The organism is Flavobacterium sp. (assembly GCF_027484205.1).
GTDB lineage: Bacteria > Bacteroidota > Bacteroidia > Flavobacteriales > Flavobacteriaceae > Flavobacterium.
Window position 1 is genome coordinate 88,892 of record NZ_JAIXUB010000013.1, and the last position, 23,455, is coordinate 112,346.

20 protein-coding genes are annotated in these 23,455 nt (G+C 33.2%); 6 read left to right on the forward strand and 14 right to left on the reverse strand.

The genetic code is table 11. From position 1 onward, the window contains the following. The 14 genes from Q0049_RS04580 to Q0049_RS04645 all read right to left on the reverse strand — a co-directional run bounded on the left by Q0049_RS04580 (position 1) and on the right by Q0049_RS04645 (position 16,453). Complete coding sequence (locus Q0049_RS04580) at positions 1–390, reverse strand: hypothetical protein (RefSeq protein ID WP_298117055.1); 390 nt, start codon at positions 388–390, stop codon at positions 1–3. Further along, positions 390–1,301 carry a fumarylacetoacetate hydrolase family protein gene (locus tag Q0049_RS04585; protein WP_298117057.1) on the reverse strand — a complete coding sequence of 304 codons (912 nt, stop codon included), beginning with the start codon at positions 1,299–1,301 and terminating at the stop codon, positions 390–392. Before Q0049_RS04585 ends, Q0049_RS04580 begins: the two co-directional genes overlap by 1 nt. A 48-nt stretch (positions 1,302–1,349) precedes the next feature. Further along, complete coding sequence (locus Q0049_RS04590) at positions 1,350–2,459, reverse strand: cupin domain-containing protein (protein WP_298117059.1); 1,110 nt, start codon at positions 2,457–2,459, stop codon at positions 1,350–1,352. A gap of 53 nt (positions 2,460–2,512) precedes the next feature. Next, complete coding sequence (locus Q0049_RS04595) at positions 2,513–3,493, reverse strand: carbon-nitrogen hydrolase family protein (protein ID WP_298117061.1); 981 nt, start codon at positions 3,491–3,493, stop codon at positions 2,513–2,515. Further along, complete coding sequence (locus Q0049_RS04600) at positions 3,483–3,845, reverse strand: WG repeat-containing protein (protein ID WP_298117063.1); 363 nt, start codon at positions 3,843–3,845, stop codon at positions 3,483–3,485. The genes Q0049_RS04595 and Q0049_RS04600 overlap by 11 nt, the downstream gene beginning before the upstream one ends. Before the next feature lie 3 nt (positions 3,846–3,848). After that, on the reverse strand, positions 3,849–4,274 hold the full coding sequence (locus Q0049_RS04605; protein ID WP_298117065.1) for a thioesterase family protein: 426 nt from the start codon (positions 4,272–4,274) through the stop codon (positions 3,849–3,851). Positions 4,275–4,317: 43 nt separating this feature from the next. Further along, positions 4,318–5,898 (reverse strand): FMN-binding glutamate synthase family protein, encoded by a 1,581-nt coding sequence (locus tag Q0049_RS04610; protein WP_298117067.1) that lies wholly within the window; start codon positions 5,896–5,898, stop codon positions 4,318–4,320. Positions 5,899–5,963: 65 nt separating this feature from the next. Then, positions 5,964–7,565 (reverse strand): AMP-binding protein, encoded by a 1,602-nt coding sequence (locus Q0049_RS04615; RefSeq protein ID WP_298117069.1) that lies wholly within the window; start codon positions 7,563–7,565, stop codon positions 5,964–5,966. Positions 7,566–7,645: 80 nt separating this feature from the next. Beyond that, a complete protein-coding gene (locus tag Q0049_RS04620) occupies positions 7,646–9,946 on the reverse strand; it encodes a bifunctional salicylyl-CoA 5-hydroxylase/oxidoreductase (protein WP_298117071.1) in 2,301 nt (766 codons plus the stop codon). 51 nt (positions 9,947–9,997) lie between these two features. Next, positions 9,998–10,597, reverse strand: coding sequence for a flavin reductase family protein (locus tag Q0049_RS04625; RefSeq protein ID WP_298117073.1), 600 nt, complete (start codon positions 10,595–10,597; stop codon positions 9,998–10,000). A 309-nt stretch (positions 10,598–10,906) separates the two neighbouring features. Then, a complete protein-coding gene (locus Q0049_RS04630; protein WP_298117075.1) occupies positions 10,907–11,491 on the reverse strand; it encodes a hypothetical protein in 585 nt (194 codons plus the stop codon). A gap of 12 nt (positions 11,492–11,503) precedes the next feature. Continuing rightward, positions 11,504–11,845, reverse strand: a complete 342-nt coding sequence (locus Q0049_RS04635) for a hypothetical protein (protein WP_298117077.1) — start codon at positions 11,843–11,845, stop codon at positions 11,504–11,506. A 222-nt stretch (positions 11,846–12,067) separates the two neighbouring features. After that, positions 12,068–13,207, reverse strand: coding sequence for a tryptophan 7-halogenase (locus Q0049_RS04640; protein ID WP_298117079.1), 1,140 nt, complete (start codon positions 13,205–13,207; stop codon positions 12,068–12,070). 18 nt (positions 13,208–13,225) lie between these two features. Beyond that, positions 13,226–16,453: a LodA/GoxA family CTQ-dependent oxidase gene (locus tag Q0049_RS04645; protein ID WP_298117082.1), complete on the reverse strand. Its 3,228-nt coding sequence runs from the start codon at positions 16,451–16,453 to the stop codon at positions 13,226–13,228. A gap of 293 nt (positions 16,454–16,746) precedes the next feature. On the opposite strand from Q0049_RS04645, the gene Q0049_RS04650 reads away from it, so the two are divergent. The 6 genes from Q0049_RS04650 (at position 16,747) to Q0049_RS04675 (ending at position 23,392) form a co-directional block, all read left to right on the forward strand. Next, a complete protein-coding gene (locus tag Q0049_RS04650) occupies positions 16,747–17,166 on the forward strand; it encodes a helix-turn-helix domain-containing protein (protein WP_298117084.1) in 420 nt (139 codons plus the stop codon). Positions 17,167–17,265: 99 nt separating this feature from the next. Continuing rightward, on the forward strand, positions 17,266–18,555 hold the full coding sequence (locus Q0049_RS04655; RefSeq protein ID WP_298117086.1) for a hypothetical protein: 1,290 nt from the start codon (positions 17,266–17,268) through the stop codon (positions 18,553–18,555). Between the two features lie 28 nt (positions 18,556–18,583). Beyond that, positions 18,584–20,122, forward strand: coding sequence for an MFS transporter (locus Q0049_RS04660; RefSeq protein ID WP_298117088.1), 1,539 nt, complete (start codon positions 18,584–18,586; stop codon positions 20,120–20,122). Between the two features lie 11 nt (positions 20,123–20,133). After that, complete coding sequence (locus tag Q0049_RS04665) at positions 20,134–20,349, forward strand: DUF6814 family protein (protein ID WP_298117090.1); 216 nt, start codon at positions 20,134–20,136, stop codon at positions 20,347–20,349. Between the two features lie 162 nt (positions 20,350–20,511). Then, positions 20,512–20,706, forward strand: coding sequence for a hypothetical protein (locus Q0049_RS04670; protein ID WP_298117092.1), 195 nt, complete (start codon positions 20,512–20,514; stop codon positions 20,704–20,706). After that, on the forward strand, positions 20,699–23,392 hold the full coding sequence (locus Q0049_RS04675) for an ATP-binding protein (protein WP_298117094.1): 2,694 nt from the start codon (positions 20,699–20,701) through the stop codon (positions 23,390–23,392). Before Q0049_RS04670 ends, Q0049_RS04675 begins: the two co-directional genes overlap by 8 nt. Positions 23,393–23,455: the final 63 nt, after the last annotated feature.

Here is a 23,455-nt window from a genome sequence, read left to right on the forward strand (position 1 = left end):
TTAACTAAATTTATAAATTGTATCTGAACGAAGAATTAATAATTCTGGAGTTTGTCCAAAAGATTTTATTTGTTCTAAAACTTCATCTACAATTTCTTTTGCTAAAATATAATGTATTGAGTCATTGAACGACATTTGAATTCCGACCATTTCATCTGAAAATGTAAATTCATTTTCTCCGAACTGATAGTAAGTCCAATTATCTCGTTGAATTTCTTTTAATTCTAATGATTTTGGCAACATGATTTCTTCAAATTTGTCAATGGGAATATTGATGTCACCAGTTATCATAAACTCAAAATCTTTGCCTTTCCAATCACTTCTATCTATATTTTCAATATCTTTTTTTGCTTTAAAATAATTTCTTATAAATTTAAATAGTGATTTCATTAATTAATTTCTTTAACCGTATTCACAATCGTTCCAATTCCTTCTACAAATGCTTCAACCACATCGCCATCGTATAACCATTCTTGTGGATTTCTTCCTGCGCCAACGCCAGATGGAGTTCCTGTGGCAATAATATCGCCTGGTTCTAAGGTGAAAACGATACTCAAATCTTCAATCAAATCATTGATATTGAATAATAGAAATTTGGTATTTGAATTTTGTTTTTCAACACCATTTACTTTTAAAGATAAATTCAAATTGTGTGGGTTTTCTATTTCGTCTTTGGTTACTAAAATTGGTCCCATTGGTGCAAATGTATCTTGTCCTTTTGAAACAATCCATTGTCCTTCACGACGACAATCACGAGCAGAAATATCGTTGATTACTGTATATCCAAAAACATAATCCATAGCATCAGCTTTAGGAACATATTTTCCTTTTTTTCCAATTACCACAGCCAATTCAACTTCCCAATCCAATTGTTCTGTAAGTTTGGTGTTTTTTATGATTTCTGTATTAGTAGCAGTTACTGTTGTTGGTGGTTTTGAAAATATAATTGGTTTTTGAGGTAATTTTCCTGTTGTATCTAATGTTCTTGCACTTTCCGCAACGTGTTCGGTATAATTTAAACCTATTCCGATGATATTTTTTCTAGGTTTTGGAATAGGAGCAAGGAAGGTTACTTCGTCCATTTCGTAGGCAATTTCATCGAAAAACGATTGCTCAGTTTCTGCAATCATATCGTTAAGTTCTTCAACTAATTCAAATCCCATATCAATTAAATCCAACATATTGTCGGGTAATGGAAAATTGGATATTTCACCAAAATCTTCCATGTCAATTACTTGATTGTTGTGTAAAAAACCTAATCTTGGTTCGGTATCTTCTGTTTTATAGGTAAGTAGTTTCATGTTTTATGCCGCTAAGACGCAAAGGCGCCAAGTTAAAATCTTTATTATTTATTCTGTTTTCTGATATCCGTTATTTTCTTCCAATTCTCTTCCTTGATACAATCCCAGACTTTCAATTACAGGTAAATCATTGAAATTGAATAAGCAAGCATCTTCCGTATCTGATAAATTGTGATGCTCATGCCAAGCCCAAGATGGAACACAAAAAATATCTCGTTCTTTCCAATCAAATCGTTTTCCATTGATTATGGAATATCCTTTTCCTTTTGCGCATTGATAAACAAATGAACCAGTGTGTTTGTGCGCTTTTCCTTTGAAACCTGCTGGTAATAATTGCATCGCTGCACCCATGGTTTGCATTACGTGTCCGCCTGTTAATGGATTAGAATAGTTCATAAAAATACCATCAAAAGGATTGACCTCATTTACTTTTTGAGCTTCCAAAAGTGCAGGATATACGCTTTTCCACGAATATTTGAATAATGGTGAATAGGGTTTGTCCCAAGTTTTATCGGCTGGAATTAAACCGGCACAACCGTAAGTTATCGGTGAATAATTTAATGGTTTTACCAATTCTTGTTTGCCATCGTAAACAGCATAATCATTTGCTTCAAGCGCATTTACTAGAGGAATGTCCAAACCATCTTGCCAAATACACGTTTTTCCGCCTTCTTCAACTCCATGTTCGTGCCATGTTGAATTGGGAGTGATTACAAAATCATTGACTTCTAACATTATTTTATTGCCATCAACAACCGTGTATCCTTTTTCGCCTTCCATAATAAATCGTAGGGCAGAAGCCTTGTGACGATGTGCTGAAGTGCTTTCGCCTGGACGAGTTACTTGAATTCCGGTATATAACCAACCAACAGCTGCTGAAACGTCTTTTCGTTTGTCATTTACTAAATAGACCACGCGTCTTCCTGCTTGTTCTGGCGTAACTAATTCGGATGATTTTAAAACTAATTCGCGTAAATCATCATATTTCCAAAGCATTGGAACAGAAGAACTTCTTGGTTCCCAAGGTTCGATATCGTTCGCAACAGTCCATAATGCGCCAGCGCCAAGTGTTTCAAGTTCTTTATAATAAGCTTCAAGTTCAGGTGTATCTTGAACTCTTGCTCTTCCTATTTGATCGTCTGAATGGTTTTGGTTCATATTTCTATTTTTTATATTGGTGGCTGAGGCACTCGAAGTCACCAATAATATAATTATCTTTTATTAAACTCCTCGTGATTATCAATAAACGTAATCTTTCGAGTAGGAGCAATATTTACTCTCAAATCGAAAATATCAAATCTATTGTAATGTCCGAGAATATCGTGCATTTGTTTAGGTTGGATGCATTTTTCTAAATCAATATCGGCATAAACCATTCCTTCATCATCAATTAATGGTTCGCCAATTACAGCGCCATTTGGTCCGATAAATCCTGAAAAAGCAGAATTCTTTCTAGTTAAAAGTTCATCAACATTAGGAACATCTTCTCGTAAAGCGTCTTTTATTTCTTGTGAAATTGTGGAACATGAAACTATGGTAAACAATTTTCCTTCAAATGAATGTGCTGCAGCACGAATTTTAATAGCTTCTGCCATGTTGTAATCTGGTGGTGCCACTGGAAGCGAAATGTAATTGGCAATGTGAATTAATTCGCCTTGTGAAAGCAGTGTAAAACGTGCTAACGTATTTGTGTTTTCTCCACAAGCAAGTGTTCCAATTGGACCAATTTCTGTATTGTAAACTTTTAAAGATGAACCATCGCCTGAAGTCCAAGTAAGTTTTTCAGCCCAAGTTGGTACTAACTTTCTGTGTTTTCCAATTAGATTACCGTTGTTGTCTATTACTAAATTAGTGTTGTAAATTTCACCATAAGAATCGCCGCGTTCATTGATTCCGATTACAATATGTATGTTGTTATCTTTTGCTGCTTGGAATAATGGTTTCATCGATTCATCTGAAACAGCAATAGAATTTTTATACAATTGTTCGTACCATTTACTTCCTTGAACAGGAGTCATGATCCAATTCCAATAAGGATATCCTGCGATGAAAACCTCTGGAAATGCTATTAATTGCGCTCCGTTTTGACTGGCTTCTTTGATGAAAAAAATAGCTTTATCTATAGTTTTTTCTACATTCAGAAAAACAGGTGATGTTTGAACAGTTGCGGCTTTGAATTTTTTAAAGTTCATTTAAAAAAATATTTAATTGTTGAATAGCTTCTTCTTTGTTCCAATAGATAGTTTTAATAATTTCTTTTCCATTTTCATTTATAAATCCGAAAGCGCCAGCAACATTTTTTACTAAAGCATACTCACTATTATTTTCTTTTTTTTCAAAAGAATAAATTTTTGAATAAATAGCAGGTACTATTTCTTTGTTTTCTTTATTTATAAATCCGAAAGTATTTGCAACTGTTTTAACTAAGGCCCAATCTTTTTGATACACATCGAATTCATAAACTTTTTTGTAATGTGAATTTACCACTTGTGAATAACTATTAAACGCTAAAAAAAATAATAGTATAAAAATTGATTTTTTCATAATTTATTCAATGTTAAAGTTAGATATCTTTTCTTTTATTTCCTCATTAAAAGCTTCCGCTTTGATGCTTTGTCTATCTTCTTGAATTTTTACGTTTACCAAAGTTACTTCGCCTTCTAAAACGGTTTGTTCGTTTTGATTAACAAATTGAAATCCGCAAATTATTGATGATGTTTTTAGTTCTTTTACCCAAAGTTTTTTGGTTAAAGTTTCTCCAATCCGAGCTGCATTTTTGAATTGTACTTTCAAGTCAACTGTAGGAATTCCATTGGTTTCGTGCATTTTGGAGAAAGGTCTTTCTAAGGCTTCTTCAAACCAATCTTCCACCAAATCATTGAGCATTTCGAGAAAACGAGGATAGAAGACTATTCCTGCGTAATCAATGTGTTTGAAACGGATTTTTTCTTGTTTTATAAAAGGTTGGTTCATGTTATTTGATATTTAACCCTGTCAGAGTTTAAAAGTTTGTGTATTAAAATTTTTCACTACTAGCTTTTCTCCAAAAGTACAAAAATTCTTTTGGAACTGTACTTTCAAATAACAAACAACCCGTTTCTAATTCGGGAAATATTTCAGCAAAAGTTTCTACTTTGTTTCGGTCGATTCTTGTGGTGATTACGTCACGAGTTACTTCGTCAGGATGCGATAATCCTGCAGATGCCATTAAATCCATTGCCGATTTTACAGTTTCGTGTTGGAAACGAGCAACTCTGACGCTTTTTTCTTCGGGAACTAAACCTTTCATTAAATCGGGATTTTGAGTAGCAACTCCTGTTGGACACGTATTGTTATGACATTCGAGCGCTTGAATACAACCCAAGGCAAACATCATTCCGCGTGCTGAGTTACATAAATCGGCTCCAAGTGATAATGTTCGTACAATATCAAAACCTGTTATTACTTTTCCAGAAGCAATTATTTTGATTTGGTCTTTGATTCCGAAACCGTTCAAAGCATCGTAAACAAAGGCAATTGCATCGCGCAAAGGCATTCCAACGTGATCAGAATATTCTTGTGGTGCTGCGCCAGTTCCACCTTCGCCACCATCAACAGTAATAAAATCTAAATACGTTTTGGTTTCAACCATTGCTTTACAAATAGATAAAAACTCGGATTTATTTCCGATACAAATTTTGATTCCAATAGGTTTTCCTTCGGAACCTTTTCTCAATAATTTTACAAAATCCATTAATTCCAATGGTGTTGTAAAAGCAGAGTGCGTTGGTGGTGATAAAATATCTTGTCCTTTTGAAACTAAACGAATAGCTGCAATTTCATCAGTTACTTTCTCTTTTGGTAAAATTCCTCCATGACCAGGTTTTGCTCCTTGAGAAAACTTAATTTCAATCATTTTGACATTGTCCAAAGTCGCTCTTTTTACAAATTCATCATAATTGAATTTTCCATCATTGGTACGACAACTGAAATAACCTGTACCGATATTCCAAACTACATCGCCACCTTGAAGATGATATGGAGAAAGTCCTCCTTCGCCTGTATTGTGGTAAAATCCGCCTTGTTTTGCTCCGTTGTTCAGTGCTAAAATGGCATTTTTACTCAACGAACCAAAACTCATGGCACTAATGTTGAACATACTTGCATCATAAGGTTTAGTACATTGAGACGAACCAATATGAACTTTAGGATTTTCGTTTACTTTAGAAAAAGGAATGGCACGAATACTGTGATTAATCCATTCGTAGCCATCTTGATATACATCTAATTGTGTTCCGAAAGGCATAGAATCAGATTCTTTTTTGCTTCGTTGATATACGATACTTCTTTGCAAACGATTGAATGGTTTTCCATCTAAATCGGTTTCAATAAAATATTGACGTATTTCTGGTCCAAGGCTTTCTAACAAATAACGCATTCTTCCTAGTAAAGGAAAATTTCTACGAATGGTTTTCTTGGATTGATACATATCATATAAACCCATTAAAATCAATGGAATAAATATCAATAGTAGAAAACTGAATTTCCAATTGACGTAAATTAATATTCCTGTTAAGGAAAGAATAGTTATGCTTATTATTAGGAATGCTTTTCTCATTTTTATTTTAGACACGAATTGCACTAATTTGCACAAATTCTATTTTTGTTATTATTTCACGAATTTTATTTCAACTTAAATCGTTGAATTTTACCTGTTTCTGTTTTTGGTAAATTTTCTATAAAATTAATTACTCTAGGATATTTATATGGTGCAGCAACTTCTTTGAACCAATGTTGAATACGGTTTTTCATTGCATCTGTTGCTTTAGTATAATCTTTCAAAACTATATGCGCACAAACTAACATTCCACGTTCTTCATCGGGCAATCCTACTACAGCACATTCTAAAATATCTTCATGGGTTAAAAGTACCGATTCTACTTCAATTGCGGCAATATTGTAACCTGAAGAAATAATCATATCATCGCCACGAGCTACAAACCAAAAATAACCATCTTCATCTTGACGGAAAATATCTCCGGTAATGTTCCAACCGTTTTCAACATATTCTTTTTGTTTGTCTTCTCTGTTCAAATATTTACAACCTGTAATTCCTCTAACGGCTAATCTTCCTGCTTCGTTTCTTGGCAATTCGTTTCCTTTTGCGTCGATAATTTTGGCTTCATATCCTGTAATTGCAACACCAGTTGCGCCAGGTTTCATATTTTTTTCATTGGATGAAATAAAAATATGTAGCATTTCTGTTGCTCCAATTCCGTCAATAATTTTCAATCCAGTTGCATCGTACCAATCTTGCCAAACCTTTAATGGTAAAGTTTCACCGGCAGAAACACATTTGCGTAAGCTAGAAATATCAAACTCATTTACTTTAGTTGTAATGATTCGCCAAGCAGTTGGTGCCGTAAAACAAATGGTGATTTTATGATCCTGAATGGCTTTTAAAAGTAAATCAGGACTTGGTTTTTCGATTAAGAAAGTCGATGCTCCAAAATACATTGGAAATAAAACCAATCCGCCTAAACCAAAGGTAAATCCAAGTGGTGGACTTCCTGTAAAAATATCATCTTGAGTTGGTTTTAACGAATATTTTGGAAAGCATTCGCAAATATTCAAAATATCTTTATGATAATGAGCAGTCATTTTTGGCAAACCAGTTGTTCCTGAGGTAAACCCAATTAAGGCAACCGAATCGGATTTTGAATGATAATTATCGAATGTTTTTGGTTTAGAAGCCATCAATTCTTCCAATTGAGAATTACCGTAGAAACAGGTTTTCTTTAAAAAATCGTCCCGAAACTTCGGGATTACCAAATGAATTTCTTCTTCCAATTCTTTGTCACAAAAAGCATGTGAAATTTCAGCACAATCTATAATTGTTGTTAATTCTTTAGAACGAAGTAGAGGCATGGTTGCTACAACAATTCCGCCAGCTTTTAAAACTGCAAACCAACAAGCCACCATCATTGGGTTATTAGCTGAACGAATTAAAACTCTGTTTCCAGATTTCAAACCTAAATCATCTACCAATACATGAGCGATTTGATTGGCTTTTTCAAACAAGTCTTGATAGGTCCAAATTTGCTCAAAAGTTCGAATACAAATGTTGTTTCCTCGACCTTCTTTGATGTGATTGTCTAATAGTTTTTCGACACAATTTAACATTTCTGGATGCTGAAATTGCGGTAAATCAGTAAAAACATAATTCGGTTGCAAGTCTAAACTTGGCAAGTTTAAGTGAGCAAAATTATCTTCGTAGTGTTTCATTTGAAAAATTCTATATTGTATATTTTATAAATGTATATTGACTCAATTTTACAATATACAATTATATATTATACATCTTTTTACTTCTTATTACTCTTCGGTTTCAAAGCTTTTTTCATTCCTTCAACTTGTTTTCTTTCAGAAGCTTTTATTGAATAAAAATGTGAAATTCCCATTTTGTATTGATTTGGAATATCATTTGGTTGAAATTGTTCATAAGCTTGCGCATTTCTTACAAAATTTGCATCTAATAATAAAGGTCTTCCTAAAGCAACCAAATCGGCTCTTCCGTTTAAAATGATTGTATTTATTTGATCAATATCTTGAATAGTTCCAGCGGTTATTGTTGGAATATGAACTGTATTTCGAACGGCATCTGAAAATGGTGTTTGCCACATTCTGCCTGTAATTGGCTTTTGATTTGCAACCGTATTTCCTGTAGAAACATTGATAATATCTGCTCCAGCATTTTTGAAAGCAGTTGCTATTACAATTACATCTTCTACAGAAATTCCGTTTTCTGCCCAATCGGTTGCTGAAATTCGAACTGACATTGGTTTTCCTTCTGGGAAAACAGCTCGCATTTCATTAAATACTCGTAATGGAAATTTTAATCGGTTTTCAATGTTTCCGCCAAATTCGTCAGTTCTTACATTAGTCAATGGTGATAAAAAAGAAGCTAATAAAAAACCGTGATGCGCTTGTAATTCAATCATATCAAATCTTGCATCGTTTGAATTTTTTGTAGCTTGAACAAATTGTGAAGTTATCAAATCCATATCTGCTAATGTCATTTCTTTTGGAATAATTCCACCTTCATTAAATGGAATAGCAGAAGCTGAAAGTAATTCCCAACTTTCACCCAAAAAAGTGTCTTCCCAAGGAATTTTAGACGCACCTTTTCTACCAGAATGTCCTAATTGAATTCCGATTTTTGTTTGCGTATTTTTATGAATAAAATCGTTAATTCGTTTCCATTCAACTATTTGATTTTCATTATATATACCTGTGCAACCTAAAGTAATACGTCCAGTTTCTGAAACAGCTGTCATTTCTGTCAAAATCAATCCTAATCCTCCAATAGCTCTTGAAGTATAATGTTGGAAATGCCAATCGTTTACCAATCCATTTTTAGCCGAATATTGTCCCATTGATGACATTACAATTCGGTTTTGCAATTCTAAATCTCTTAATTTGAAATTTGAAAAAGCTGCCGATTTTGAGTTGGAAGCCTGAAGCTGGGAGTTTGAAGTTTCGAAAAACTCGTTTAAAACCTTGTCTGTAAAAGTTTTATCTCTAATTTGTAGATTTTCAAAAGTTACTTTTTTAGAACGTGTCATGCAACCAAAGGCAAATTGATAAAAAGGATGTTGGTTGTTTCTATCCATGTTTTCAAACCAATCTAAAGACACTAAAGCGGCGTACTGAATCATTTCTACAGGAGTTCTTCGCATTTTATCGTATTGTTCAAAAGCGGCTTGGATATTGTTTTGATTTGCAATTACAGCATCCGAAAGTCCAATGGCGCAATCCATGGCTAATTTTGTTCCGGAACCAATAGAGTAGTGGGCTGTAGCTTTTGCATCACCTAATAAAACGATGTTTTCATGAAACCATTTTTCATTTGTAACATGAGGAAATTGTCGCCAATGTGATTTATTCGAAATTAGTGGATGTCCGTCTAATTCTTCTTTGAAAATTTCTGCAATTTTTGAAATTGTATCCTCTTCATTAGTCACTTCAAACTGGAATTTTTGCCAAGTTTCATCAGAACATTCGAAAATCCATGTACTCATTCCAGGTTCGTATTGATAGGAATGAGCAACGATTACTCCGTGTTTAGTAGTTCTAAAAAAGTAAGTAAAAGCATCCAGTGGTTTTGTAGAACCTAGCCAAACGAAACGGTTTTTCTTTAAAACAACTTTGGTTCCAAATTCCTTTTCATATTTAGAGCGAATACCACTTGAAATACCATCTGAAGCAATAATTATATCGGCATCTTTATATTGGTTTAAATCATCAATATTTTGTTCAAAATGAAGATTTACTCCTTCTTCACGGCAACGTTGATGCAATAATTTCAACAACGTTTTACGTGAGCAACCACAAAAACCATTTCCCGCAATGTTTACATTTTGACCGTCTCTTGCAACTATAATGTCATCCCAATAGGCAAAGTTGGAACGAATTAATTCATACGATTCCATATCACGTTTTAGAAATTCACCCAAAGTTTCATCAGAAAAAACGACTCCAAATCCGAAACTATCATCGGGTTTGTTACGTTCATAGATGTCGATTTGGCAATTTGGCATTGCTTTTTGGGTAAGGATTGAAAAGTAAAGTCCTCCTGGACCACCACCAATTACTGCTATTTTCATTTATACAGAACTTATTTTCAGTATCTCTTTTAAGATACTTTATATTTTTATTTAACTTCTTTTGATAGAGAACATTTCTCCTATTTTACTATAATTTGAACCTGCTAATCTTGAAACTGGCTTGTAATTTTCCATATTGATTTTGTAATTATCTAAAAGAACATCGTCATCAAAATGCATCATTACAATTTCACCTACAATCATAGTCGCTCCATTATTTTCAGAATGTGGCATAGTGTAAGTATGAATCATTTTGCACTCAAAAGAAATTTTAGATTCTTTAACTCGTTTTGGTTGTATCAAGTCGCTATCAATAGGAGTAAGATTGGCATATTTAAATTCATCTTCATTAGATGGTATTTCTGCCGATGTCATGTTCATTGCTTCTACAACTTCTTCAGTAACCATGTTTACTACAAATTCGTTATTTTGAAGTATGTTGTTCAAGGTGTCTTTGTTGTTTCCTTTGTTTTTTGCAGTAGAAAACATAATGTGTTTTTCTCCTACAATATTGAAATAGGAAAAAGGAGCAAGGTTATTTACGCCATTATTATCAATGGTAGAAATCCAACCAATAGGTCTTGGAATGATTGAACCTGTTAGTAATTTATATACTGCAGAATGTTCTAACTCGTTTGGGTCGAATTGCATTTTAAGTTTAGTTTGTTGTACACAAATTAAAGCTATTTTTTTTAATTTTTTGAGTGTTTTCAAAAATTATAATATGTCTGTTGAATATCTATAAAAAATATTTTTGGAAACAGATTTTAGAAATTCTAATAATTTTTATAATGTATTAGATTCGGGGAATGTTTAAAGGTTTTTGCTCTAAATTTATTAACGCAAAAATCACTTGAATTAACAATTGATTCGTAAATTGAACGATATCCTTGTTTATTCAAGTGATGAGCATAAAATGATAAGTAACTTCTAAGAATTATAAAGTAGAATCATTTATTGTTAGTATCTAGATCCATTCAAACGAAGAGGTTCTCCTTTTGAAAGCACAATTTTACCATCAGCACCTATACTTGCTTTTGGACCACCAGTAATGGTTTGCATATTCATATCTTCTCTAAAAGGCCATGGCGGTCCAGCATATTCGCCAGCACTAGATAAGTCTGAACTTCCTTCAAAAATATCAGCTAGTGCTTTGGCTCCCATAGCAGGTGTCATCGTTGCTAATGCACCAGCAACAGTTCCTTCAATTACAATTGAAGACAAAGAAAGAGCACCTCCAGAGACTAAAGCGGATGCTCCTAAACTTCCAGCAACTCCAGCAAAAGCAGAATATCCTCCAGTAACTGCACCAAGCAAAACACCTCCAACAATTGCAGCAATTGGCCATACACAGTCCCAAGTATCAATATCGAGTGTGTTGTTTGGAGATATTCTAGCTTTTACTGTAAACCAAACTGCTCCTGTATCTCTTCTGAAAACTTGTCCTGGCTGAACCAGTTCATAATATAATGGACCAACTTGGTTAAGAGAAATAATCAGAGGCCATTGTGTGTCATTTTTGATTTGAAATCCGGGTGTTATCATACTACTGAATTTTTAAAGTTTATTTGATTTTAAGTTGCTAAAAAGAGACCAAACTTGAGGTGTTTGTTCTAATACCTTTTCTTGCAAGGCATGAATTAGTTTGTGTCTGTTTTTAAGTAAATCGGCATGTTTTTCGTCTTCTACGAGGTACTTTACCGATTGGTTTTCGTATTCAGAATTACCTTCAAAAAATTTAACACTGAATTTGTCGTCACCAAAACGTATGTCAAATTTAAATCCGTTTACTTCATCGTCATTCCCTTCAAAATGAAAGAATGAGAATCCGACAACTTCCGGTAATAACCGACCTGCATTTAAAGCATCATTTGGTTTTGATAATTGATTTTTTTCCATTGAATGAATTTTATGATTAATAGATTTTTTTGCTCATATCCATTATAAGCAATTCAAATTTACCAAATCAAAAATTCAGAAAATAGAGTAAATACACCTGTTTTTTTTTGGAAATAAAAGAATAGTAATTAAGCTTTTAGAATACGAATAAACAATTGATATCAAAATTATTTTTTAGTAGAATCAAATACTTTTTTTATAATCAAAAGGCTAATTCAAAAATCAGATTCTTCTTTTCCAAAACTCGGAATCTTTCCAGCGTAATTCTTGACTGTAGAAAATGCGTTTGTGTTTCAGGTAGTGTTCCCAAATTTGATTAATTTGGTTTGTGTAAGTTGTTTGAAATTGTTGTTGCTTTTTGAGGTTGAGCTCATTTATAATTTCAAATTCCTGAAGTAAATCTGTGAGTTGAAGTGCACTTGCCATAGCATTAAACATTCCTTGAGATGATAACGGATCAAAACTGATTGCGGCATCTCCTAAAGCTGCCCATTGTTGTCCAGCTACTTGAAAAAGTTTAGTTGAGTTGGCTGAAACGGTTCCGTTAAATTGTATGTTATGCTTATTTTTGGATATTATACTCTCCATTTGAGGATTTGCTAAAGCCAATTGTAGAAAGGCATCTTTGCTTTTTAGATTGGCGCGTTCCATCAAATCGGAATCGGTTTGTAAAGCCAAAACTCGTTTGTTGTTTGGTAATGGTGCACTATACCACCATCCCAATTCATCTGCTGAAATGGTGCTCAATTTTGATATTTCTTCATTAGTTAAGGTAGCCCAACAGCTAATAAGTTTATCAATAACTTCACGTTCTATGCCTAATTTTCTTGCAAAATGAGATTGTCTTCCACTAGCATCAATTACAAATTTAGCTTTGATAGTTAACGTTTCTGAAGGTGTATTATTAGTTGTAAAATTCAATATCCAATGAAGGTTTTCATATTGACAATGATGTAATTTGTAACCCCAAAAACAATCAATAATACGTTGCTGAGTACTTTCACGCAAGTAAATTTCAAATTCTTTTCGGTTTAATTGCCAGCCAAATCCGTCGGGATTTCTCAAAGAATCAGTAATCTGCACTTTTTCGCTTCCCCAATAAGATTGTATTCCATTGTTTCGTTGCTGGATTTTTTTTTCTGATGTCGTAATTTTATTTTCAAATTCTTCAATCAAATTGAGACGTTTTAGAATACGTCGTGCTGCTGGTGCAAGACATTCGCCAATTCGATCTATAGGTTCTACAAGTTTATCAATTACAGCCACTTTATAGCAATCTGAAAGAGCGATGGCAGCAGTACAACCTGCAACGCCACCGCCTATAATTGCTATATCAACTTCTGTAGGTTGATTTGTTTTCATATAAATTAAACGTTACTTTTATTTTGGTTCGTAACGATGGAAACGATTTCCTTTGTCTGTCATGCCCAGATTAACTCTATTACCTCCAGGATGTTTAGCTCTCACTAATTGTGTTGTTTTTGAAGATAATAAATTCAATAATTTTTGTACACTTGGAGACGATTGGAAATCATCGGTTAATTCGGTTTCTACTAATTCAATCAACTGATTTTTGGCGTTAGAAAGCATATCTTGTTCAGTAAACAAATCCTTATCGGATAATTGAGTAACGGCCAATTTTAGAACACCTTGCACATTTTTATCAAGGGATTTTTTAGTTTTTAAGATACCTTGAAGTTCTTTCAGTGCTTCTTTAAGTAAATTAGCTTCTTGCTCTGGTGTTGGTGTGAGTCCAACTTGCATAATCATTGGGAAGTTTTCACTATTTTCAACTCCTTTTTGTGGTTGCACTACGGCTAATTTATCAAAATATTTAACCATACTATTAATTTGATTGGTATAGGTTGGATCTTGACCGTCAAGAGGTAAATCGTCAAGCCACATTCTACGATATGCAAAAGCTTGTTTACGTGTTTCTTCAGGAAGATTAGGATTGATGGCTTCTTTGTAACGTTCTTCATCTAAAATATTATTTGGAACACGTGCTGGCCAAAATGTTGGAACATAAGGATCATAAGTAGAAACATATCCATCACGACAACTTGCAGTATCCGTTTGCCATGGAATTGCCATCCATCTAGTAATTCCTCCTGCAACTTGACCGCCTAAAAGTGGTCCTTTTGCTAAGGTAAATACATCACTAGTCATTGTTGGACCATAATATGAAGTATCTACCAAAGGAGTTTTTGGTGCATGTAATAATCGAAATGGCGCCATGTACATACCTGCAGTTCTCATTGGCCAAGTCATTTCACAACCTGGATGAAAAGCATCTGCCAAACAAAATTCCATTGCGGCTTTGGTCATCATATCTGGTTGTTCAGCGACAGGTAATTTATCTAAAGTAATTGGTTCAGGAATATGAGGACAGCCTGTCATATCAATATAGTCGGCATCAAAATCACCCATTACCCATTGGTCTAAAAATGCCAATTGTAAGTTTGATAATGCTGCATGTTGTCGTACAGAACCTTCAGAAGGAATACTTATGGCATCACCGTACAACCATGGCCAAAGTTGTGGTGCTTCTGCTCCAGATGAATCAAATCGTCTGAAATTATTAGAAATTGTACGTCGCATTTCCATATTGGCAGACGAAGGATCATTCAACCGTACTTTCCATTTAGAAGTAGTATAATCAAATTGTCCACCCCAACCAAAAGCTGCTGCAAATCCTGCATTTACCCATTGTAAATTTGTCATACGTTCAAAAATTGGTAATATGTCTTTAGTGAATGAAGGTCGAACAGGACGTGTTAACATTCCAGAACTTACGGCAACATCTCGCATTAAATCCCACATAGTTCGCACTGATTTTTGCATTGGAGCATAATCAGGCGGAGCACAAATTACCCAAGCTGGATCAACTTTGAGTGATACGCCATTGTATTCAACTTCGGCTGTAACTGGACCATCGGAAATATCATCATACCAACCTTCATTATTAGCAAAAGTAATGGCGATGTCACCTTTTAAGTTTTCTGATAATCCGTGTCCGCCAAGCATAATTAAGCGACCTTTTTCATCCGTACGCATTTCTCCCAAATACACTGGTTTTTCTTGAAATTTTCCAACAAATTCGTGACCACTTTTTATATTTGGTTTACTGATTGTTTGTAATCCGCCATCAATAATAAGTGAATTACGATCTTTTAGATCAATGTTTCTAAGTAATGATGGTGGAGCAGTGGCAGCATCTGGAATATCCAATGCCATTTGAAACTGATACCATGAGGCTTTTTGGTTTGCCAAATGTGAATGCCAAGTAATTTTTGAATTCTCAGATGTTAATTCTTTTATAGCTTTTCCAGCTGCATTGAAACCATAAATTCGGAATTGCGCAGCTTGACGTTTCAATGCTCCAGTGGCATCTCTGTATGCATTTTCATCTGACATTGGAACAGGTTCTGAAACCAATGGACCAATAAAAAATTCGTTTTCACTATTTCCAACGCGCATTACACCAATTGGAGGGTAAATTCCTGCTTTTACAATACAATCACTGTTTTCATCGATATTACCTTTGAAAGGACGATTGATTGTTTCTGGTTCTTGTGTGGAAAGTCCGTTTGCTTGATGTCTTACATGTGAGCTTGCCGCATAAACTACTTTTCGTGTAGCTGCAATTGAGCCAAGAGGTTCGTGTTGTGCTAAAATTCGAAAGATATTAAAGGAAAGGTTATTTCCAAACTCCGATTGACCGATGGCGCAAATGTCTTGTTGTGGAAAATGTAATTCGGCTATACTAATGTAAGGACTTTCTTCGGTGCTCCAAACTGCTTGCGCATCATCAAGAGGCATTGTTTTATCATTTGTGCGTAGCTGAATTTCAAATCTAAATTTAGCAGGTTGTTGACGCAGACGTTGTTGCAAATCGAGAGCCAAATAATTGTTATCGTTAAATGGCGCACCTTGGTAGGTATCTTCTGGAACCAAACGGTATTTTACGATTTGTTTGTCACCCAGTTTAAAAGGAAGAATGGCCCAATAACTTGCACTCAAGCAACTCGCTTCAACTTTACTCATTGCATTTAGAATAGCTGACAATTCTGGATGTTTATTGATATAGGTATCATAATCTTTATCTACTACACCTGCGGTTGTGAAACTACACATTTGTTGTGCATCACGTGCAAAAAAGCGATCTATATTTTGAAAGATAAAATCAGCATTGTTACCTTCACCCAATAATTTTGGTCCTTTAACTCCAAATAATTTTAATCCTAATCCGAGTGTAGAATGCAAATCGGGTGAAGTTGGAGATGTATCACTTGAAAAACGTACAGCACATTCGTAGGAAGTACCATCGAAAATACCAATTTTAAATTTTGAATCAATATTTTTATTGATTGTAAAAGTTCCGTATGCAATTCCGTGTTGCTTACGAAAAACTGGTCGTTCAGCAGGTTTTTGTCCATTTTCAATGCGGGTTTTTTGGCCCATTTCAACAAACATTTCCTCCAGACGTTGTGTAACTACTTTAAGGTTGCCGTCACTATCCCAACAAGCAACATTATTTGCTGTTGGTTTACTTTTAAATGCATTTGTAGCATTATTTTTTTTTTGGTTGTTGGATTTTTCTGCCATAGTTTATAAAATTTGGTTAGTAAGTCAATAGTTCAAAATTAGCCAAACTTACAATCATGATATAGCGTATAAATACGTGTTTTATGTTATTTAGTTATGGATTTTAAATTACACATAATCTAATAAAGATTTTTAATCCACTTTTTATGAGTTTTATAAATACGCTTTAAAATTGCACTAAACACAATTTTTACCCTTTAAAATTGCACACTCAATAATTTTAATGCAAAAAAAATATAAAAAATGTTTTTATATATTTGCTAAATTAGTATATTTATGCAAAATTTATATATATGGAGATTTTAGCTTGTCCAAAATGCCAAAGTGATAACATTGTTAAAAGTGGTGTAATCAAAGACAGACAAAGGTTTTTGTGCAAAAAATGTAATTATTACTTTACGGTAAATAAACTAGGAAAAAAGATAGATAGTTATTATGTAACAAAGGCATTACAGTTGTATTTAGAAGGTTTGAGTTTTAGAGAAATAGAGCGAATTATTGGTGTATCACATGTTACAGTTAGCAATTGGGTAAAAGAGTTTAAAGTTACAAAGCCTAATCACACCGATTATCATCCTACCTATAAGATATATAATCATTTAGAATTGATAGAGTTTTTAAAAAATAAAGATCAATTAAAAGGAGCCGGGATGATTATAACCGAGCTAGGTGATAAATTTATGCTAATAAAGTGGGAGCGTTTCAAAGATTAACTATAGTATTTACATAAATATATATCTTATTTTTTTTCATTAACAAAAATTTAGAATTTGGTCATGCAAAAATAAATTACTAACCAAATTTTAAACCTTATGAAAAAAATTATTTTGTTATCCTTTGTAGCATTCTCATTTATAGGAAATGCTCAAACGACAACTACAACTACCGCAACTGCTACACCAGTAAAACCTTCGGAAAAAGAATGGGATGTTAGTCTTTATGGTTTTGTTAGAACCGATTACATTTGGGATACAAGAAAATCAGCTCAAGTTAGAGAATATAATTTAAATCTTTATCCACTTGATGAAGTGCTTGATACAAATGGAGACGATATCAATGCTGCAGAGCAATCTAATTTTTTGTCAATTGTATCACGACTTGGTGTTAAAGCAAAAGGACCGAATGTTTGGGGTGCAAAAGTCACTGGAAATTTAGAAGGAGATTTTTTTGGTAACACTGAATCTTCTATTGGATTATTCAGATTAAGACATGCTTATGCAAATTTAGAATGGTCAAAAACTTCATTGACTATGGGACAAACTTGGTACCCAACTTTTATACCAGAGGTATTTCCTGGTGTTGCAAATTTTAGTACCGGAATTTTATTTAACCCCTTTGGATGGGCTTCACAAGTTAGATTGAAACAAAATTTAACTAAAGATTTGTCTTTCGCTGTAACTGCTTATAAAGAAAGAGAATTTACTACAACAACCGCAACTGGTGGAACTCAAAACTCTGCTTCAATAAATTCAGCTTTACCAACATTACATGGGCAACTACAATTCAAAAATAAAAATTGGATTGCAGGATTTGGAGCTGAATATAAATCGTTACAACCATTAACAGAATCTGCTGGGAAAGTATCATCTGAAAAAGTAAATAGCACATCAATTGTGGGTTATGTTAAATATTCAAATGACAAATTTTCAGTTAAAGCTTACGGAATTTCAGGAGGAAATATGTACAACTTAGTAATGCTTGGAGGTTTTGCTGGTTATAATGAAACTGGTGCGCAAGAAAAATATGAAGCTATAAAAACAGCTGCTTATTGGATTGATATTGCTAGCAATGGTAAAAAAATTGCACCAGGTTTATTTATTGGTTACACTAAAAATGATGGAACTGATAAAAACGGTTTAGCTGCAGGAGAAACTGTAAAATTCTACGGAAGAGGTTTTTCAGGAACAAGAGTTGTAGATAATGTTTTAAGAGCTTCAGCGAGAGTTGATTTTAAACAAAATAAATTTAGAATAACACCAGAACTTGAATATACAGGTGCTACATGGGGTGATTTAAATGCTAATGCAAATGGTACAGCAGATTTGAACAAAAAAGATGTAAAAAACTATAGAGCAATGGTCTCTTGTGTTTATTCTTTCTAAAAAGAAACCAATTTAAAACTATATAAATATGAGCGATAAAAAAACAACAGGTATTTGGAAAGTAATTTCCGCTTCCTCAATGGGAACAATGATTGAATGGTATGACTTTTACATCTTCGGTAGTTTAGCCGTAGTGTTATCAACCAAATTCTTTCCAACAGATAATCCAACAGCTGCCTTCTTATCAACATTAGCAACATTTGCGGCAGGTTTCGTTGTACGTCCTTTTGGAGCACTTTTCTTCGGTAGATTAGGTGATTTAATTGGAAGAAAATATACCTTCATGGTAACATTAATGTTAATGGGTGGAGCAACATTTGTAATTGGATGTATTCCAAGTTATGAAACTATAGGTTTTGCGGCTCCAATCTTAGTTCTGGTACTTCGTTTACTTCAAGGTTTAGCTCTTGGAGGTGAATATGGTGGTGCTGCAACTTATGTGGCTGAACATGCACCAGCAGGAGAAAAAGGATATTGGACATCATGGATTCAAACAACTGCAACTGTAGGATTGTTTATTTCATTAATGGTTATTTTAGTAACAAAAGCATCATTATCTAAAGAAGCATTTGACGAATGGGGTTGGAGAGTACCGTTTTGGGTTTCTATCTTAATGGTTTATGTATCTTATTTAATTCGTAAAAACATGCACGAATCTCCGGCTTTCGCAAAAACTAAAGCTGAAGGTAAAACTTCTACAAATCCTTTAAAAGAAAGTTTTGGAAATAAATTCAATTTAAAATTCGTTCTTCTTGCATTATTTGGAGCAACTATGGGACAAGGTGTTGTATGGTATACAGGACAATTCTATGCAATGAACTTCTTAAAAACAGTTCAAAGTATTGATTCATCTCAAGTTGATATGTTATTGGGTGTAGCATTAATTATGGGAACGCCATTCTTTGTGGTATTTGGTTGGTTAAGTGATAAATGGGGTAGAAAATCAATTATGATGACAGGAATGTTATTAGCTATTTTATTATATCGTCCAATTTATAGAGCGATGTATGCTTCAACAGATTTAACTTTAAAAACTGAAATTGTTGCTCAAACTAAGGTTGTTCCTTCCATTAAAGAAGTTGATGCTACAAAAATGGATTCTATCTATACTACAACAAAAGCTTACACCGATGGAACTACAGTTGAAGAAATCAAAACTATTCATTTTGAAGCTGGAAAAGTGATGGTTGACGACAAAGGAAAAGATAAAATTGAAACTAAAGTTACCAAAATGATTAACAGTAGTGATCGTTGGTTCTTAATCTTTATGGTTTTCATTCAAGTAATTTTTGTTACCATGGTTTATGGTCCAATTGCTGCATTCCTTGTAGAAATGTTCCCTGTTAAAATTAGATATACGTCAATGTCATTGCCATATCATGTTGGAAATGGTATCTTTGGAGGATTACTTCCTGCAATTTCAACCTACTTTGTAACGAATGCAAAAGAAGCTGGTGATGTAGAATTTTACCTTGAAGGATTATGGTATCCAATTGGAATAGCCGCAGTTTGTTTCGTTATCGGAATGATCTACATTGACAGAAAAATTAATACTCTTCACGACTAAAATATAAAACTATGAATGCATTAAAAAAATATTTAGGAATTGTTTGGATTGCACTAGCAGCTGCAGTTGCTTACTTTTCAATTGGGATTTTTGGTTACAAATTGACCACAGGAAAACAAGACGATTTAGTTTTTGGAATTATTGTTTTCTTCATTTTATTACCAATGATTGTTACCGGTTTAACCATTTTTGGTTGGTATGCAATCACCAATGAATACGAAGATTAAATAATTTTATTGGTTAGTCTCAGAAGCTCTTATTCACGTAAGGGCTTTTGAGCATTTATAACAGAAGGTTTAAAAGTTTATGTATTTAATTGAAAACTTTATGTAAATTCGTAAAAATAATTAACAATAAAACTTTGTGCCTTTGCGACTTTGTGGCTTAACATGAAAAAAAGACATCAACAAAAATTAGTAATTATCTCTGTAGTCATGCTAATAGGATTTAATCTTCCTATTGCATTATTATTTGATTCTGCACAAAATTTTCTTGGTTTTCCAGTTGTTTATATTTACTTTTTCTCTATTTGGTTGTTTTCAATATTAGTTTCACTTTTAATTGTAAAACGATACAATGAATAGTATAGCGCTTTTAATAATTCTCTCAGGATATTTAGCGGTTCTTTTTTATATCGCACATTGGGCAGAGAAAAAAGGAAATAGCAAATGGACGAATAATCCTTATGTTTATACTTTATCTTTAGCTGTTTATTGTACTGCTTGGACGTATTACGGAAGTATAGGCGTTGCTGCCGATAGTGGTTTGAGTTATCTTCCAATTTATCTTGGACCAATAATTATTGCGCCTTCATGGATATTGATTCTCCGAAAAATCATAAGAATTTCGAGAGTTAATAAAATTTCGAGTATTGCCGATTTTATTTCACTTCGATATGGAAATAGTCGTTTTCTTGGAGCCATTGTGACTGTAATTTGCCTAACAGGAATTATCCCTTACATTTCATTGCAACTCAAAGCCATTTCAGAAACTTTTCATGTAGTTACTAATACACCAACAAGTAAAAATATTTTTGATGATACCACAACTCTCGTAGCAGTTGCCTTAGCACTTTTTGCGTCATATTATGGAACTCGATATGTTGATGCTTCCGAAAAAAGGAAAGGAATCGTTACTGCTGTTGCCATGGAAAGTGTTTTAAAATTAGTGTTCTTTGTCATCATCGGAGTTTACGTTACATTTTTTGTCTTTGATGGTTTTGACGATATTTATCAAAAAGCAAGTTTATTAGAACATTTTAAAGAAAAAAACACGATTGGTGGATTGCCTCAAGCTATCAATTGGTTTTTACTATGTGTGCTTTCCATGTTTGCCATTTTTCTTTTACCAAGACAATTTCAAGTTTCTGTAATCGAAAATAATCGTGAAAATCACATTAATACTGCGGTTTGGTTATTTCCATTGTATCTTTTATTGTTCAATATTTTTGTCTATCCAATTGCTTGGGGTGGAAATATTTTGTTTGATGGAAAGAATGTAAATTCAGATACTTATTCTTTGTTAATTCCACAATTATTTGATCAAAAAACACTAACCGTAATGGTTTTTCTTGGCGGATTCTCAGCAGCAATTTCAATGATTGTTGTTTCTTCAATAGGACTTTCAACAATGATTACTAATAATATTTTAATACCTTACAACCTATTAGGGAAACTAAAAAGTGCCGATTCTGTTAGCAGCAAAAGTATCTTAAATAGTAGAAAAATAGGCATTTTTTCCTTAATCATATTATCTTATTTTATTTACAGATTCTTCGGTTTAGACTATAATTTAGTTTCAATCGGATTAGTAGCTTTTGTAATTATTTCACAATTAGCACCAGCTTTTTTTGGAGCTTTATTTTGGAGAAGAGGTTCACGTTTAGGTGCCGTTTATAGTATCTTGGTCGGATTTGCAATTTGTATTTATACGTTATTAATTCCGTACACCATAGGAATTACCAACAGTTCTAGTAATTTTATTTCAGAAGGTTTCATGGGATTTTATTTGCTAAAACCATTCCAACTTTTCGGATTGGATTATTTACAACCCGTTCCACATGCATTGTTTTGGAGTTTATTATTTAATTCGGTTACTTATTTTGCAGTTTCAGTAAGTTTCAAAGGAAATTATCGGGAACGTAATTATGCCGAAATGTTTGTTGATATTAACAAATACATTACTAATCACGAAGATGCATTTATCTGGAAAGGAACCGCTTACAGAAATGATATTGAAAAAGTATTGATTCGTTTTCTTGGTGAAGAACGTACCAAACGTGCCATGAATATTTTCAATGTAAAATATAACGTCGATAAAAAACTTGAACTTGCTGATGCCAGATTAATCAAATTTGCAGAAAATCTTCTCACAGGACATATCGGAACGGCATCTGCTAGAATATTGATTTCTAGTGTTGTAAAGGAGGAAAAAATCACCTTGCCAGAAGTATTAAAAATATTAGAAGAATCTAAAGAAAATATTATTATCAACAAAAAATTGACTGAAACGTCTAACGAATTAAAAGAAATTACGGCCAAATTACAAAATGCCAATGCCTCTTTAATCATCAAAGACAAGCAAAAAGATGAGTTTTTAGATACGGTAACACACGAACTTCGTACACCAATTACCGCTATTCGCGCTGCCAGTGAAATTTTGCACGATGATGATGAGATTCCAGAAGATTTGAAAAAACAATTTCTTCAAAATATCATTTCAGAATCGGATCGATTGAATCGTTTGATTGATAAAATTTTGGATTTAGAAAAATTTGAAACTGGAAAACAAACCATCAATCCTAGTAAAAATAATTTGGTTGAAACCGTAGAAAAGTCTATTGAACCATTAAAGCAACTTATTAGAAATAAGAATATTACGATTCATATTGAAAGTAAAGATAAAATTAATGCTTATTATGATGAAGATAGAATTGTTCAGGTTGTAACCAATTTATTATCAAATGCAATCAAATTTTGTCCTGATACAGAAGGATTAATTACGATTCAAATTATTGAAAAAGATAATTTTATTCATACTTTCGTACATGATAATGGAAAAGGTATTAATACAAATGATTTTGAAGCTATATTTGAAAAATTCTATCAATCAACCAATCAAAACATTAAAAAACCTGTTGGTAGCGGATTAGGATTAGCCATTTGCAAACAAATTATTGACCATCACAAAGGTAAAATTTGGGCGCAACCAAGTATAAAAGGAGCTTGTATTGTATTTACTTTACCGAAGCAAAAAACAGATTTCAGTTAGTAGAATGTTTTTTTCAAACAACTGAAAAATAGATTAATATTTGTAAAATTGAAATTGATATTG